Source organism: Flavobacterium chungangense LMG 26729 (genome assembly GCF_000735715.2).
Taxonomy (GTDB): Bacteria; Bacteroidota; Bacteroidia; order Flavobacteriales; family Flavobacteriaceae; genus Flavobacterium; species Flavobacterium chungangense.
Window position 1 is genome coordinate 93,188 of record NZ_JASY01000015.1, and the last position, 15,808, is coordinate 108,995.

At 30.0% G+C, this 15,808-nt stretch carries 13 protein-coding genes; 2 read left to right on the forward strand and 11 right to left on the reverse strand.

Features of this window, described 5'->3' with window-relative positions; genetic code table 11:
- Positions 1-326: 326 nt before the first annotated feature.
- The 7 genes from JE46_RS19410 to JE46_RS19445 all read right to left on the reverse strand — a co-directional run bounded on the left by JE46_RS19410 (position 327) and on the right by JE46_RS19445 (position 6,947).
- Entirely contained in the window at positions 327-785 is a 459-nt protein-coding gene (locus tag JE46_RS19410; protein WP_031456948.1) for a GNAT family N-acetyltransferase, read from the reverse strand.
- A gap of 46 nt (positions 786-831) precedes the next feature.
- Positions 832-1,206, reverse strand: a complete 375-nt coding sequence (locus JE46_RS19415) for a hypothetical protein (RefSeq protein WP_031456949.1) — start codon at positions 1,204-1,206, stop codon at positions 832-834.
- Positions 1,207-1,287: 81 nt separating this feature from the next.
- The gene (locus JE46_RS19420) at positions 1,288-1,719 is read right to left on the reverse strand and encodes a hypothetical protein (protein WP_031456950.1); all 432 of its coding nucleotides are present in this window, start codon (positions 1,717-1,719) and stop codon (positions 1,288-1,290) included.
- Positions 1,720-1,842: 123 nt separating this feature from the next.
- Entirely contained in the window at positions 1,843-2,985 is a 1,143-nt protein-coding gene (locus JE46_RS19425; protein ID WP_051872945.1) for an IS256 family transposase, read from the reverse strand.
- A 298-nt stretch (positions 2,986-3,283) separates the two neighbouring features.
- Positions 3,284-3,730 carry a DUF1569 domain-containing protein gene (locus JE46_RS19435; protein ID WP_031456952.1) on the reverse strand — a complete coding sequence of 149 codons (447 nt, stop codon included), beginning with the start codon at positions 3,728-3,730 and terminating at the stop codon, positions 3,284-3,286.
- A 587-nt stretch (positions 3,731-4,317) separates the two neighbouring features.
- Positions 4,318-4,956, reverse strand: a complete 639-nt coding sequence (locus tag JE46_RS19440; RefSeq protein ID WP_031456953.1) for a LuxR C-terminal-related transcriptional regulator — start codon at positions 4,954-4,956, stop codon at positions 4,318-4,320.
- Positions 4,953-6,947 (reverse strand): tetratricopeptide repeat-containing sensor histidine kinase, encoded by a 1,995-nt coding sequence (locus JE46_RS19445; protein WP_035136877.1) that lies wholly within the window; start codon positions 6,945-6,947, stop codon positions 4,953-4,955. The genes JE46_RS19440 and JE46_RS19445 overlap by 4 nt, the downstream gene beginning before the upstream one ends.
- A gap of 273 nt (positions 6,948-7,220) precedes the next feature.
- On the opposite strand from JE46_RS19445, the gene JE46_RS19450 reads away from it, so the two are divergent.
- On the forward strand, positions 7,221-7,715 hold the full coding sequence (locus JE46_RS19450) for an outer membrane beta-barrel protein (protein WP_031456955.1): 495 nt from the start codon (positions 7,221-7,223) through the stop codon (positions 7,713-7,715).
- A gap of 222 nt (positions 7,716-7,937) precedes the next feature.
- The gene (locus tag JE46_RS19455; protein WP_031456956.1) at positions 7,938-8,336 is read left to right on the forward strand and encodes a hypothetical protein; all 399 of its coding nucleotides are present in this window, start codon (positions 7,938-7,940) and stop codon (positions 8,334-8,336) included.
- A gap of 259 nt (positions 8,337-8,595) precedes the next feature.
- Here JE46_RS19455 and JE46_RS19460 read toward each other — a convergent pair whose 3' ends face one another.
- The 4 genes from JE46_RS19460 to JE46_RS19475 form a co-directional block, all read right to left on the reverse strand.
- Positions 8,596-10,836, reverse strand: coding sequence for a patatin-like phospholipase family protein (locus tag JE46_RS19460; protein ID WP_031456957.1), 2,241 nt, complete (start codon positions 10,834-10,836; stop codon positions 8,596-8,598).
- 89 nt (positions 10,837-10,925) lie between these two features.
- Positions 10,926-13,499, reverse strand: coding sequence for a hypothetical protein (locus JE46_RS19465; RefSeq protein ID WP_031456958.1), 2,574 nt, complete (start codon positions 13,497-13,499; stop codon positions 10,926-10,928).
- Positions 13,500-13,754: 255 nt separating this feature from the next.
- On the reverse strand, positions 13,755-14,690 hold the full coding sequence (locus JE46_RS19470) for a PorP/SprF family type IX secretion system membrane protein (RefSeq protein ID WP_031456959.1): 936 nt from the start codon (positions 14,688-14,690) through the stop codon (positions 13,755-13,757).
- A gap of 3 nt (positions 14,691-14,693) precedes the next feature.
- Positions 14,694-15,808: gliding motility-associated C-terminal domain-containing protein (locus JE46_RS19475; RefSeq protein WP_031456960.1), on the reverse strand; the 1,115-nt coding region annotated here is incomplete at its 5' end.

The following is a 15,808-nucleotide window of genomic DNA, read 5'->3' on the forward strand; positions in this document are numbered from 1 at the left end:
TGGAAAAAATGCTTTATAGTCTGTTTCCTATGGAAGTGATTTTGTCAAAAAAGGATAAATAGAAATATCAAAGAAATTACAATTACTTTTTTCTTGTATTATAGCTTTTTATTATTGTTCAAGTTTCGGTAAGGACCTGTAATATCTCTTAAAAAATTCAGAGAGAGGTTTCTATCACAACTCCTGTCAGATTTGCTACTAATAGTTTAAGGTTGGTTGCATTTGATAAAAATTGTAAATCCACATTATATTAGTATTGTAAAAAGATAGAGTCACTTTTATGTCTATTGTTTTATTATCATTCAAAAACGGAACACCTGCAACAGTTATTGATGTCGGTGGTCCGTTGTTATTCTCTGCCAATCTTCAAATGCCATTTCAAATTTCGTTTCGTCAGATCCGTGCATTCCTACAATTGTCCAACCTCTGTTTTTGTAAAAAATTTCAGCTTTGGTATTTTGCTCTGTCCCTAACCAAATAGTTTCACTTGTCTGTTTAAAATACCAATTAATCATAATATCGTGAAGTTTTCTGCCAATACCCTTTCCTTCAAACTCTGGAAGCACAAAAAGAGCCCAAACATTGTGTTGCGTCAATCCTACAACTGAAAAACCAACAATTACATTATCAATTTCACATACCCAACCTTTTCCATATTTTGTTAAATACTCCACATTGTCTTCTCTTGGTACTAACGCTGGATTATTCAATACATTTTCCTTTACAGCCATTCTCACAACCATATAGTTGTCAATATCATCAACTGTTGCTTCTCTAAAAATCATATAATTAAATTTTAAGTAATATTTTTTCTAAAATACTATTAAAATATTATTTTTCTTCTAAAGGTTTCCTTCGTAATAAATAAATGGTTTCGATAGTTGCAGAACCAGCTTCTCTACTGTTTTTAAAAGCGACCTCCCAGCCATTTTCGCTCATATAGTTTAAAGCGTCCATTCCGTCTTTTTGCAACTTTATAAAATCGCTTTCTGTAGTCTGGTTTTTGTATTCTGATTTGGAGCCAAAATTTAGAAATATGGTTGTTCGTACTCCGTCAAGCCGATATACATCCTGCTGCACCAGTTCGCAATAAATATATTTAGTACTTTCGGATATGCTGATATTTTTACTTGTGCCAGACTGGCTATAAGTTGATATGAAGTTAATGGTAAAAAATAAGAGGAAGAGTAAAGTATATTTTTTCATTTTATTTGTATTAAATATTAATTATGACTTTTGGACATTAATATTGTTGTTTATAATTTTAATCGTTTGCTTCTCATTAAATTATTTACCTTTTTCAAAAACTCCAATTTTAGTTCCAATAAATACGAAAATTGGTCCTATGTAATTAAACAAAAGATAGAAGACAGTTGACAAAACAAGTGCAATGATTACAGGCAGAGCTCCACCAAAAGTGTAAGTAAGTCCAAGAACAAACCCTAAAAAATATTCTGATTTATAGATAGGAACAAATAATGCTACCACAAATAGAATTAAAAACATTGAATAGGATATTTTAGAATTTCCTGTTGAAGAAAATACAACTATAAAAATACCATAAACAAGAGCAATTAAAAATGGCACAATATGTTTTTTAAAAAATATTTGATTAGTGAAATCTGTTTTAAAGTCGATTCGCTTTTCAATTCTTTTTAATGAAATAAAGGTTACTAATGGAATTGATAATAATCCCCACCAATTTGAAATTTTTGGCAAATCTTTTCTTTTTAAGACACTGTCCTAAAAAGTGTGTAAGTTTAAAAATAACGGGGTTTGACTTTTTAATTAAAGTTGAACCCTTTTTTCAAATATAGTTAAGAACTGATTAAGTATTAATCCTCAATTATGGATTGGCATTGTCCATTTTTTAGTAGCTTCTCTTAAAGCCAAATATACCGATTTTAAAACAGCTTCGTCTGTGGGGAAAGACAATTTATTTTTGGTGTATTTTCTAATCTTTCCATTAAGATTTTCAATCAAATTTGTGGTGTAAATGATTTTTCTAATTTCTAGCGGAAAGTCAAAAAAGATGGTGAGTTCTTCCCAGTTTTCCTGCCAAGATTTGACGGCATAAGGATATTTCTGATTCCACTTAGATGCAAAATCTTCAAGAGCAGCTTTAGCCGAATCTTTTGTTGGAGCATCATAAATTTGCTTCATATCTTTAGAGAACTCTTTTTTATCCTTCCAGACTACATATCGGGCAGAGTTGCGTATTTGATGTACTACACAGATTTGAGTTTGTGATTCTGGAAATACATTTTTAATAGTTTGAGTAAAGCCATTTAAGTTGTCAGTAGCTGTAATTAATATATCTTCAACACCTCTGGCTTTTAAATCTGTTAAAACTCCTAACCAAAAACTGGCACTTTCATTCTTACCCAGCCACATTCCTAAAACTTCTTTCTTGCCTTCTCTGTTCAGACCAACAGCCAGATAAATAGTTTTGTTAATCACTTTTGAATTTTCCCGAACTTTAAAGACAATTCCATCCATCCAAACTATTAAATAAACAGCATCTAAAGGACGATTTTGCCAGGCTATAATATCATTAGAAACCGATTCAGTGATTCTTGAAATAGTAGATGTAGAAACATCAAAATTATAAACTTCTTTAATCTGTTCTTCAATATCACTAACGCTCATCCCTTTGGCATAAAGAGAAACAATTACATTCTCTAAACCATCAATCATACTATGACGTTTTGGAACAATAAGAGGATTAAATGAAGCTTCCCTATCTCTGGGAATTTGAATCTGAGACTCACCAAATGAAGTTTTTATTTTCTTATTGGAAAAACCATTTCGAGAATTGGAAGAACTAGATTTTTCATGTTTGTCATAACCTAAATGAGAATCTAATTCACCATTAAGAATGGCTTCTAATCCTCTTTTTTGAAGTTCTGCAAGAAAACCATTTAGGTCTTCACCTGTTTTGAATTGTTTTAAAAATTCAGCGGATAATAAATCTTCTTTTTTCATAAGACTGTGTAAAATTTAAAATTAAACAAAAAAATAATAAGGTATTAAACCCCATTATTTTTTACTTACACAGTTAGTGAGACACTACCCTTTTTAAGAGGTTATGTCCTGGTACACCACCATGAAAATAATCCCAAAGTGTTAATCCTAAAATTCCAGTTATTGTAAATAGTGTAAAAAATATTACTATTTTGCTAAATGTTTTTTTTGTCATAGAATTATCTTTATTAAGTAAATTAATAATTGTCCTTATAAATAAGTCAGCTAAACGCATTTCTTGTTACAAAATCAATTTAAGTTAGGAATTAAATTGTCTAAGATGATGGTCGATATGTTTGTAAACTGATATTCCTATCTGGTATTTGGTCATTTTTCCATAAAACCAATGAATGAATTCTTTTTCAGTGTAAGTTTCATATTCTTGAACAAGTTTTATCCACTTCAATTTTTCTGTTTCAATATTCCCTAATAGTTCAAAGTTCTTAAAATCAACCTTTGTTGGGGAGTTCTTTTTTTTAGGATTTTCATTTTTTATCAATATATTCAATGCAATTTTTCCAAATAGGAATCCAATAAAACTACGTTTGTATTTAGTTTTTCCCAAATACATTTCTTCACATAGAATGCAATGCTTTATCATTTGATGAATATTCATCTTTCCCCATTGACGAATAGAACTGTCATTTAAAGTCATTATCCTATTAATTAATTCTACTCTTGTTGTATTATCGAATATTGATTTCATTTTGGATTTAGAAATTAAATATCTTGGTTATAGCAACCTCTATTTTTTTATTGCTGCTCAATAATTTAACGAACATTTTAATGTGTTTAAAATTAATTCATTTACAAAAAAACTATTAATTCATTTATTTTCTCCTTGTCTACGATTAGCTTCTTTATTCAGAGCGATAGCTTTTACTTTCATGAATTTTATGATTAAATAAATATCGTTTTTTCTGAGACCCATTTTTCAAATGTATAGATTCTAGTACTCTCCTGATATACCCAATAACAAGTAAATTTATCTACCTGATTTTAGGTAATTTATTCAATTATTGTGACCTACTTTGATTTAATGACTATTTAGCTAAGCGATTAAACAAACAGATTTTAAGGGTATTTTTGGACAGGCAATGGTGACGTAGTACGTTTTCGGTTATCATTGAGATGGAAGAAGCAAAAACCTCAAAATTGTAGAGATCTCGGATTTGTTATTCAATGTAGGTGTTAGAGTTTGACGAACATAACATCTTTTTACTTACATACTTTATGATATAATGACAATAACAGTATCACTGAAAATTGTGATAAGACAAAAGTAACTCTCAACTATAACAATCCATTTTGATTTACAAAATTGATTAATTCAACTGCATTTTTAACTTGAAATTTATTTAACATATTACGTCTGTGTGTTTGTACTGTTAAAAAACTTAAAAACAAAATTTCTGATATTTCTTGAGTTGATTTACCTTGAATTAAAAGTTGCAAAATTTCTTTTTCTCTCTGGGTTAGTCTAGGAATACTTTTTAAATCAGAAAAATGGGCTATATTCATTAATGTCTCAACTTCTTTACTGAAAACAATTTTACCTTCTATTGCATTTTTTATGCAATAAATAAACTCATCCAGATTAGCACTTTTTAATAAATATCCATTTGCTCCATTTTTTATCATTTGCAAAACAATACTTCTTTCAGACTGACTGCTCATTCCTAATACAATTATTTTTGGATTGTGTTTTTTGACTTTTAAACATACATCTATTCCATTATCATCTTTTAAAAAGACATCAAGCAATAAAATATCAATTGAATTTAGTTTTTTAAAATTAAATAAACTGGTACTATTGGTAAATCCAGAAATAACTTCATAATCTTCAGATTTAGAAAAAAGTAGATTTAATCCTTCTATTATTAGAGGATGATCATCTAAAATTGCTATTTTTATTTTTTTGGAAGCTTTCATATTTTAAGTTCAATATTATAATAAGTTCCTGATTTATTGCTTTCAAGATTGAATGTTCCACTAAATAATTCTACTCTGTTTTTTAAGTTTTTTATTCCTAACCCTGTTTTTTTTTCAATACTGTAAACATCAAACCCTTTTCCATTATCTTCTACCGAAATAAAAAACGAATCTTCATTCTGACTACATGAAACTAGAATTTCAGAACAATCTGAATGCTTTAAAGCATTATTTAATAATTCTTGGATAATTCTGTAAATATTTATTTGACTCGAAATAGGAATTGTATTTGTAATATTAAACGCTTGGAATTCTATTTTTACTTTTTCAGAATGTAAAAGATAACATAAATCGCTTAAAGCATTTTCTAAGCCTAATTTTAAAAGTGATTCTGGGACTAAATTATAGGAAACTTGTCGTAATTCAGTAATGGATGTACTTAGTAATTCATTAAATTGAGCCAAATTATCATTGCTAATCTGCTTATTGTTAAAACGAAACATTAAAATCTTTAGTGCAGAGAGTTTACTTCCAATTCCATCGTGCAATTCTCGTGCAATTCTTTTACGCTCTATTTCTTCACCATCAATCATTGCTTGCATTACTTCAATTTCTTTTTGAGTTTTTAAAAAAGAGAGTTTCTGATTGTAATTTTTATCCTTTTCTAATGTCAATAATTTTTGTGCCTTCGCATTTTGCCAAAGAAAATATATAACCAATAATAAAATTAAAGATAACAAGCCAAACATTACACTATACAATCTAGTGTTTTCAGCAATAAGTGTTGCCTTTTGTTTTTCTTTTTCAAGGCTAATAATTTTCTTTTGCTTTTCTGAATTATCGTATTTGGCTTCGAGTTCTATTATGTTATTATTTGTTTTGGTAGCATTCAAACTATCACTTAATTCAATGTATTTTTCATAATATTTTACAGAATTTGAAAAATCTTTGAGCTGCTTACAGAAAAATGCAATCTCTTTATAATTATCTCTTTTTTCATCTATTTGCTGGTATTCACTTTCTAAAACCTGAGCCATTAGAATTTTAGCCTCAAGGTATTTTTTTTGGTGTCTTAGTAATTCAATTTTTAATAATTTCAGTCTATAAACAAAAAAAAAGTCTTCAAATGCGGTTGCTTTTTTTATCCCTTCATTTACATAGAAAAGTGATTTTAAATAGTTACTTCTTTTAAGTTCTATGAAACTTTTTGTATAGTAATAATTACAATATAAATTTGAATTTGGATAATGCTTTAGTAAATGATTCGCTTTATCTAAAATATTTTCAGACTCATTAAATTTTTTTTTAAGTGAAAGAGTTTCTGCATAAGATATATAAGCTAAGAATAGATTTTCGTCATATTTAGAGGATTTCAATTTTCTACTTTCAATAATTTTTATTGCTTGATTGCCATAATATTCGGCTTTGTCCAAATTATTTTCATTAAAAAAAGTTTTGGCAAGAGAGAGGTAAATTGTGCCTAATAGTTCATTATTATAAATGCTTTTTGCAAGAGGAATAGCTTCTTCAATTTGAATCCTTTTCGATTCCAACTCATTGTTTTTCCAGCCTTGAATTACACTTAAGTTGATTAGTGTTTTTAATCGTAAGATCTTGGCTTCAGGAATATTGTATTTTAATAATTTTTCATTTATAACAATTAAATCCTTTAAATAAGTATCTAGGTTTTTTGAAGTGTAATAGCTATACGGGGCATTATAGTAATAAGAAACATCTTTCAAATACGGATTGCCATGAATTAATTTCTTAGCCTCTGATAAGTTATTTTTGACCTGTTTTAAATCAATCCCAATATAAAGCCGTGAAAGTTCAAAATAAATAATACTTCGTAAGCTATCTGATTTTTCTTTTGCTAAAATTGTCTTTAAACTATCAATAATTTTTTGACTACTGCCTAACTCATATGGTTTTTGAGCATGTAAACTTAAAAAAGACATGACTGTTATTATTAGTAAGATAACTTTCTTCATAGATGTAACATTTATATTAGTGTGATAGTAGGTAACACACTGTAGAGGGAAACAATAAACTGAAATTGAATAAGTTTTTCGATAACAAATGTGTCTCAAAAATACAAATTAGAAGCGAAACCTTAACTAGATAAAACTACCTGAAATCAGGTAAAAATAATTACTTTTTTATAGGTATTTGTCCCCCTCAAATTATACAGTAATATTGTCAAAACTACTAGTCTATTTTTATTAAACAATAACAACTAAAAAATATTAAAAAAATCATTTCTTATGAAAAATTTATTTCTTTTTTTATCATTATTAGCAATTACAGTTTCTAAAGCTCAAGCACCTTTGGAAAAGCAAAAAATACAATTAAATACAGGGTTTGGTTCTTCCGGATGGGGTACGCCAATATATGTAGGATTGGACTACGGAATTACAGATAATATAACTATTGGTGCGGAAGTGTCTTATCAAGCCTATAAAATTTATGATATTAAAAGTACTATTCTTGGTTTACAAGCTAATGCTAATTATCATTTTAATAAAGTTTTAAATATTCCAAACAAGTGGGACTGTTATGCAGGCTTAAGCGTCAACTATTATAATTGGACTATAAAAGATGCAGATACTAATACTTCGCTTGTAGATGATACACCATTTGGAGTCGCTGGACAAGTGGGCGGCAGGTATTTTTTCAATCAAAAGATTGCAGTAAATTTTGAGCTTGGGGGAGGTAATGCAACAAGCGGAGGTAAAATAGGCATTACATATAAACTTTAAAAATAATTATTTAAAAGATGTAGTTACTAATATATAGAATCACTTAGATAATTACAGATATGACAAAAAAACTTCTTTAACTTAAATTACAACGTGGTGTACACATTAAAAAAATAGAATTTATAAAAAAAAGGGACGCAACCTTTTCATTTATTAATCTCTATACAGCATGAATTAACTTACGATAATCAAATTAAAATTTATGAATTCAAAACCAAAAAAATGAAAAATCTATTTTCGCACAAAGTATTATTTCTATTATTATTTTCTACATTGCTATTAACTTCTTGTAATAGTGATGATGATTCACCTGTTTCATCTAATACTTCAAAAAAGGTTGTATTCAAAGCCGTAACTTCTTCTGATGCTAATGTAGGAATGGTTGTTTATGGGTATGACACCAGTTTAACAACCGCATCAAGTCTTAGTGGAACAACTTGGAATAGCTCGGAGATTGTTGTGCCAGCAAATGCATACGTAGCTAGCATTGTGATGAACGGAGTTGGAGCTTCTGCTTCATCAACATTAAAAGTGCAAATTTATGTAGATGGAGTATTAAAAAAAGAGGCTACTTCTACAGGGAAAGCGTTGTCAGCAACTGTCCAATATAATCTCCAATAAAAATCGTATTATTTAGTTTGTTTTAACAAAGAAAGCGATAATTCTAATAAAATGAATTATCGCTTTTTTGTTTCTAGACTCTATCTAAAAAATCAATTTGACTTCTGTTGGGCATCATTTTTAATTTTTTTAGGGTTTCGATTTTGTCCTTTTCAAATTAAGATTGAATGAATAATTTTCTTGCTGAACTTGTGTGTGATTTCAAAGTTAACTATTTTTTTAATTCACATATTTTTAGAATAGGGTTGTTTTTTTGTATTTATGTATCAAAATATTTTAAAACAGCTGTTTTGGCTTTTCGGTTTGATAAATTAATTAAGCTTGTAAATTTGTTTAACTCAAAGTCATAGGTGTCAATTCCATAGCTGTATAAAGGGATAATGTGATTGTGATCTGATAGGTATTTGATTTGGTTCGTTTCAGATAGATTATGTTGTAGTGTCCCAACCAATGATAGAATGCTTACCTGCTTTTTCCATGGCGGTATATTTTTTTCAGCAGCATATGATTTTAGGAGTTTAAATACGATGTCTTGAAATGTTCCATATTCTTTTATGTTAATATTGTTTATTGATAAAATTTTTTTAGCTTGGGATTCAATTTCCTTATTGATTTTTTTTTGCCTTGTTCCATCAATATCCATCCAATGATCGTTATAAGAACGCTTTAAAACTTTTTTATTTATTGTTTTTGTATCTTCTTTTTCCATACAATGATTATTATAAGAAGGCTTTAAAACTTTTTTATTTGTTGTTTTTTCATCTTCTTTTAATATGTTATCCATTGCTTCATTAAAAGCAATACAAATTTCGGGAGGAAATAGTCCATCCAGTTTAAGAGCCAATACTCCTTGCATACTAGAAATCTCGTTTTTAATTTTAGGAGGAAGTGGTGTTTCGCTAACTAAATTTTCTTCTCTAAAAAAACTATAGGGAATGTTATTTACTGTACCTCCATCTACAAGCATACCTTTGTAGGCAGAATTGTAATAATACTTTATCAAATCTTTTGTTACGGGAATAATATTTTTTTCATCAACAGTTATTTTTTCATCTTTGAAATTTTGATAGTTAAAAACTTCTCGCATTAAGTTTAAATACCCACTATTGTTTATTGAATTATTTGTGTCAATGTGTATACCTGCTTTATTATTTACTGAAATATATTTCTTTACAGCAAACTCGTGAATTTGATATATATCCATATCGAAATTTTTGCCTTGTATTATTTTTTTCGGAATGTTTTCTTTGTTAAATTCAAAAACATCCAATTCTGTGTACAAAGGCTTTATCGCTGGAGGTATTGTCATAGATGCAGCTGCGGCTTCCAAGACTAAAAAATTTGGGGTATGTTTGTGTGAAAAAAGCAAGGATGTTCCGTGGGTCATGTTGGTTACATTAAATCCAAGGTTGATATTTGTAATTTTGTAGAAATCATCAAAAGTAAGACTTTGCAAATATTTAAAATATCTTTCATGTCCCAATTTTGCATCTGGTCTTTTTCCTATTTCGAAATGTTTGTATGCTTTATTAATATCATCAATTTCTGTTTTGGTAAACAACTTTTTTTCTAAAAGTCCTCGTTGAAAATGAGTATCTCTCGTCGCTGCGTAAATAATAAGATCAAAAAAAAATTCTCTAACACTAAAGCCGGCAAACATACCTCTGTCCCAAATTAGGTTACAAATAGTATCTATTTCCAGTTTCAATGGCTTTCGAAACGTCTTTCTAAATAGACCTTCTGTAAAAAGAATTTGTAAAAATTTGTAAACTCCTATTGATTTTATATAACCAAAGCGCCTATCAATCCATCCTGGTCCGGGTAATGGTAGTTGGATAAAATCTCTAAAATTGTCTTGAGAAATCGTTTTTTGAATTGCATCTATTTTATGGATTACTCCTGAAAAGATAGTTTCTAAAATTGTACCAACTAGAGTTTGACGTAAAATTAGCTTAGGTATTTCTCCGTTTACTTTTGCATAACGCTTAAACTGATACTCAAATTTTTCCTGTTGTTTTTCACCTCCACCAACTTTTTTATAATGATCTTGTGCGATTTTTAAATTTCCCAAGTTGTCAATCATGCGGTATTTACCAACAGCTTTCTCTTCTAAAAAATTAGTAAAGGGATAATTTAGCACTTTTTCTATATCACTTGAGTTTAGTCCCAATGTTAGTGCTAAAGCTGTTATTGCTCCCGCGGATGAACCTGCTATACTTTTGATTTTAGTTTGTTGTTGCCCGTTGATGTCGAAATAATTTAAAATACTGGGTCTGTTTACTTTTTTTAAATCATTATAAAGTGAATTGTATTTTACTTTTTTATGTATAGGAGATAGGTGAGGTGTTATTTCTTCAATCATTTTTAAAACTTCACCTTTACGCCAAATTTCTTCCATTTTTTCTTCTAATGCCTCAATAGCACCAAGATAAACAACGCCTTTTGCTCCGCCACCTTCAAGAGCTATATGCTCTAACTCTTTAAATTCTATTTTTGCCATTCCTTAATATTTTATAGATACCGTCTCCAAAATGATTCGTTGTAAATTTGATTATTTCAAAATAGTATTCCCAAATTATTTTTTCATTTTTAATGTACACAAGGATCAGCGATAATAGCAGGCGATTTAAATTGATCTAATATAGCTGTAGAAAGAGCATGATCTTCTCTTGGTTTAATACCTCTTTCGGTACCACATTCTAATATAACAAGATCTGTAGGGACTTCAAACATACCAATATCTACAGTAGTAATTGGTTTAGGTGGAATTGAAGGGTTTGCATTAATTTCGTAATCAAAAGGACTTGCGGGTTCGTTTTCCAGTTCAGCAATAAGATTTTGTGCGTTAGCAGGTATAGCTGCATAGTTTGCAATCGAATTGTTTAAGATAAAATTGATAGCAGCACGTTCTTTCATAGTATCTCGGTGTACCGGAATCTGTATACTAGCGTAGGATGCTTTTAAGAATGCTTCAAAATGAGGATCTTCGTCATTTAATTTTAGTTGTGCATCCCAGTTATTTTTATTTCCATAAAAGTATGGGAATAATTCATAGGTCATGTTTTTAAAATCAAAACAGTTTTCTATGAAACGAACTTTTTCTGCATTAATAGCATCTACACAGCAACTTTGATTGTATTCTTCACCAATTATGTATTCATCATTAACAGTAAAATTGAGTCCGGCAATATTACAATCAAGAATTTTTTTCAAAGCATCTCTTTTTAATTCTGATGCGATGAGTTCTCTTTTTTTAGTTGGATTCATATCAATATCATTAATACTCCATGAATTCATTTTTATATCTGCAGCTTCTTTAAGAGTATTGTATCCTTCAATTAATAACTTGTAGCACTCTTGTTTCCATGCCAATTCTCCTTCATCTGTTAGTTCTAGTTTAATTTCTAGATTTAGAATTGAATAATGTGGACCCTTGAAAAAAACTGAAATAGCAATATTTTTTGTGGAACGATTTAAGCCAAATGCTCTTGCTCCTCCCCACATATGATGTTCGCCAGGACCATTAAATTGCCCCTCAACACCGATAAAATAACCGACCTGACTGTCGGCATTCCAATCGTCTCTCAAGTCAACTGCTTTTACTTCAATTGCACAGTAGCCTTTTTCAATATCCATTATGTCCTTTTCTATCAAACCATCTTTTCCACAGAAAGATTTACCTATCAACAATTCCTTATCTTTTGGAAAAGGTAAGGTTACTTGATAAATATCAGCAAACTCTTGATAATTATTTCGGTTTAGATAATCAAACAATTTAATGCCATCTTTTTCAGTGATTTCATTATCTCTAATTTTGGCTATTCTAGGGTCTAATGGATAGTTGGCTTTTTCGACTGGACTATTCATGGTGCGATACAAATAATAATGGGATGGATGTGCAATATCGATTTGAAAAATTAAACGTTTGCCATAATTTTTCAAAGTTCCTTTTACAATTTTACTAAGCCATCTGTAGACATAAGATTTAGGTTCGGACGAATTGGTGTTGTCTATAATATGCTCTACATTTTCTTCAAATTCTTCTATCGTTTTTAGACTACGTTCACTTCTAATTTTATTACTTACTCGATCGATCACTTTTTGTACCACTTCTTTGGCATATGTCTGAGATGTAGCGTTTGCAGTCTGCTCAGATTGGGTATTCTGAAAACCAGCATCCAAAGAAGCTTTGGCGACACCGTAAGAAGCCGATACACTAGCATTTACATTAATTGAGCTTTCCTCTTCTTTTACTTGAGCAGCTTCACGTTCAATACTAAATTTTTCGGTAGATTGGGTATCGGTTTCTTTGGTAATCTCGTTCTCAGAAATAAATGAATCGAAAGTTTCTATTCGTTTTAATCTTCTGGTAGTTTTGGTATGTTTTTCATTGCCTTGTACATTATTTACATGTGCGATTTCCTTAGGTAAATAACCAATAGTTTCAATTTCAACAACTCTTAAATCGGCAATTTGAAATGGAATTTTTGTATGACAGCCATCGTTGTATATCATAATATTATTGCCTGTTTGCTGGTTTATGTCTATATAATTACCCATTAGTTCAGCATCATACCATTTACCATGTGAAGCTTTTATAAATGTTCTTGGTTTTGAAATTAATCTTTCTTCAGATTCAGTAGCTGTTGTTTTTTTTGAGATAACAGTTTCTTTTTTATTTATAGATTCTGTTAGATTACTTTTGCCTAAATTAAGTAACAATCCTTTTGGTAGTATTATATTTACTGTTTTAGGATCTTTAATAGTTTCTTCATTTAATTTTTGAAATATTGTTTGTAGTTCTTCTATTATGAGTTTATATACCAATGATTGAGTGTTTCCAATTAAGACATTAACTACTATGTTGTCATATAATTGTTCTACAAGATCAGTTGTTTTTTTATCTTTAATGTTTGGGTCAGACACTACTTGTTTAGATAATTCGTGTTCTGTTTTGAAAAATTTTGAACCTTCTACATAATTTTTTAAAAATGTGTTTAGAGCCTTAATCTTTTCATCTCTTAATTTATTTGTTTCTATGATTTGCACTATTTTTTTTGATAAATCGGTGCTTGGCATCACACTTTTATTAAGATCTATTTTTTTCTTGTCTGATGCATTACGTATAGTCGCAAAACTGAAAATGGAGGTAGAGTGAATCATAATTTTAGCAATTATTTAAATAATTTATTTAACAAATTTAATCTTGTTATTTTTGTTTTTCAAGTTCAAATATAGAGATAATTCTTAATAAAATAAATAAATTTTTAAATTTTACTTGAAAAATTGTATAGTTTTTAAATTTTAAGTAGGCTAATAGTAAATGAGTTATGTTAAAATATTGAAATTGGTTAGTTAATATAAAAAATGGAATTATTAGCCTAGTAAAATTTTTGATTAAATTAGAATAATTGAATCTTATTTAAAACCTTTTTCTTCGTACCCTTTGCCAAACCTGTAATTCAATATAATTCCGTGGGTATTGATATTATTATATTGTTTTAGGGCATAGCTGTAATTGTATAATAATTTAAAATTAGTTCCTAAATGAAATCCTGCCAGCAAATTGACGGTTTCGCTGGTACGGTATCCTGCTCCAAATTCTACTTTATTGATGTAGTTTATCATTAGATTAAAATCGGCCTGAAGTGGTGCTCCAGGAACATATTTAATCAGCATGCTTGGATTTACAAGTATTTCCTCTAATTGAGTGGTAAAAAAACGATAGCCAAAATAGCTGTAAAAAGGATTTTTTAAATTAATATTTCTTTCAGAAGACAGCGAGTTTCCTAATATATTGGGTGCCGAAATTCCCCAATAAATATGATCTTTATTGTACAAAAGACCAAGACCAACAGTAGGAACAAAGGCATTGACATTGTTTTGAAATTCAGGGTCATTTTCGATTTTTAGACTTAATAAATCTTCGCTGTACATGGTGCCTCCTGCACTAATTCCAAATGATAAGATATTAGGGTCATAAGCCCACCATCTTCCTTGGTCGTATTCCGAATCGAAGAAGATTTTGTACGAGTAAGCACCAAAAAAACTAGTTGCTGATGTAACCCCTATTTGGTCTGTTGCAATTCCCGCTGCCAATCCCAAATGTTTGGAACGCAGCGGTGCATTTACAGTTAGTCCTATGTTTTTAGGACTTCCCTCAACCGAATTAAAGAATCCAGAATTTATAAAAGTTACATCAACATCTTCATAATAACCAGAATGTGCGGGATTAATGACCACCGTGTTGTAGCTGTAATTAGCAAAAACTGGGGTTTGCTGTGCAAAAACAAACTGAAGTTGCATTGTAAACAAAACGGCAATAATAGTCCGTGTAAAAAAGTTGTTTTTCATTATTTATCGTTTTATTACAAGGTATCCCTTGGTTTTTTTAAGATGGTGATTACCGTTTATTTTAATGTCAAAAAAGTAAGTTCCTTCGGGTAAAACATCGGCTCCTAGACTTCTTTTTTTATTAGCAATACCACTAAAGACATTACTGGCATTGTCATAATTTTTAATATTAAAAACCAAATCACCCCATCGGTTATATATGTAAACTTCGTTATTAGGATATTCTTCTATAGTATCAATTTTCCAAAAATCGTTTATTCCATCGTCGTTTGGAGAAAAACCATATTTGGTATCATCTTTTGGGGTTTGTTCTACAAAAATGGTGATACTATCTTCTATGGTACAGCCTTTCGAATTTCTAAAAACAACCTTATAAGTAGTCGTTTCCGAAGGTGTTGCAAAAGGAGTGGCGCTATGCAAATTATCTAAGCTTGAAGTTGTATCCCACTCAAAATTTCCTGTAGCCGATGCTGTTGCATGAAGTTGAATGCTTTCGCCTTCTTTTATGTAAACATCATCCCCAGCGTTTACCCAAATGGCTTCTTCGAATACTGTAAAGTTGCATTCCGAACTGTTTCCGTTCTTATCAGTAGCTGTAATTTTTATGTTCATACCGTTAATAAGTGTCGTTCCAGCAGCAGGATTCTGTGTAATTACTGGAGAATCATCACAATTGTCAATAGCCGAAATTAAGTTTCTAAAATCGGGTATTGTTGTGTCACATGATAAAGTTTGATCACTTATGCAAGAAATGTTAGGTTTAGTGGTGTCTTGAATAGTAACAATTTGATTTTGTTGGGATGAATTAACCCCATCCGAATACGTCCAAGTTATGGTTGTGGAAGCCGTGATTGGGAACACTGCATTTGTTGTTGCTGTGATTGTTCCTGCACAATTGTCCGTAGCGGTTGGAGCGGTTAAACTCGCAACCGAACATTGGGCGTTTACAGTTGGCAAGGTCGAAATAGCAGCGACTGGAGCGGTCGTGTCTTGAATGCTAATAATTTGATTTTGATTGGATGAATTAACCCCATCCGAATACGTCCAAGTTATGGTTGTCGAAGTCGTGATTGGGAACACTGCATTGCTTGTTCCAACAACACTCCCTACACAAGCAT

What these genes read in the sequence shown, in the direction of transcription:
- JE46_RS19425 (WP_051872945.1), bottom strand. Translation starts at nt 2,985, where the DNA reads ATGAAAAAAGAAGATTTATTATCCGCTGAATTTTTAAAACAATTCAAA.
- JE46_RS19450 (WP_031456955.1), top strand. Translation starts at nt 7,221, where the DNA reads ATGAAAAATTTATTTCTTTTTTTATCATTATTAGCAATTACAGTTTCT.
- JE46_RS19410 (WP_031456948.1), bottom strand. Translation starts at nt 785, where the DNA reads ATGATTTTTAGAGAAGCAACAGTTGATGATATTGACAACTATATGGTT.
- JE46_RS19440 (WP_031456953.1), bottom strand. Translation starts at nt 4,956, where the DNA reads ATGAAAGCTTCCAAAAAAATAAAAATAGCAATTTTAGATGATCATCCT.
- JE46_RS19460 (WP_031456957.1), bottom strand. Translation starts at nt 10,836, where the DNA reads ATGGCAAAAATAGAATTTAAAGAGTTAGAGCATATAGCTCTTGAAGGT.
- JE46_RS19455 (WP_031456956.1), top strand. Translation starts at nt 7,938, where the DNA reads ATGAAAAATCTATTTTCGCACAAAGTATTATTTCTATTATTATTTTCT.
- JE46_RS19435 (WP_031456952.1), bottom strand. Translation starts at nt 3,730, where the DNA reads ATGAAATCAATATTCGATAATACAACAAGAGTAGAATTAATTAATAGG.
- JE46_RS19465 (WP_031456958.1), bottom strand. Translation starts at nt 13,499, where the DNA reads ATGATTCACTCTACCTCCATTTTCAGTTTTGCGACTATACGTAATGCA.
- JE46_RS19470 (WP_031456959.1), bottom strand. Translation starts at nt 14,690, where the DNA reads ATGAAAAACAACTTTTTTACACGGACTATTATTGCCGTTTTGTTTACA.
- JE46_RS19445 (WP_035136877.1), bottom strand. Translation starts at nt 6,947, where the DNA reads ATGAAGAAAGTTATCTTACTAATAATAACAGTCATGTCTTTTTTAAGT.
- JE46_RS19415 (WP_031456949.1), bottom strand. Translation starts at nt 1,206, where the DNA reads ATGAAAAAATATACTTTACTCTTCCTCTTATTTTTTACCATTAACTTC.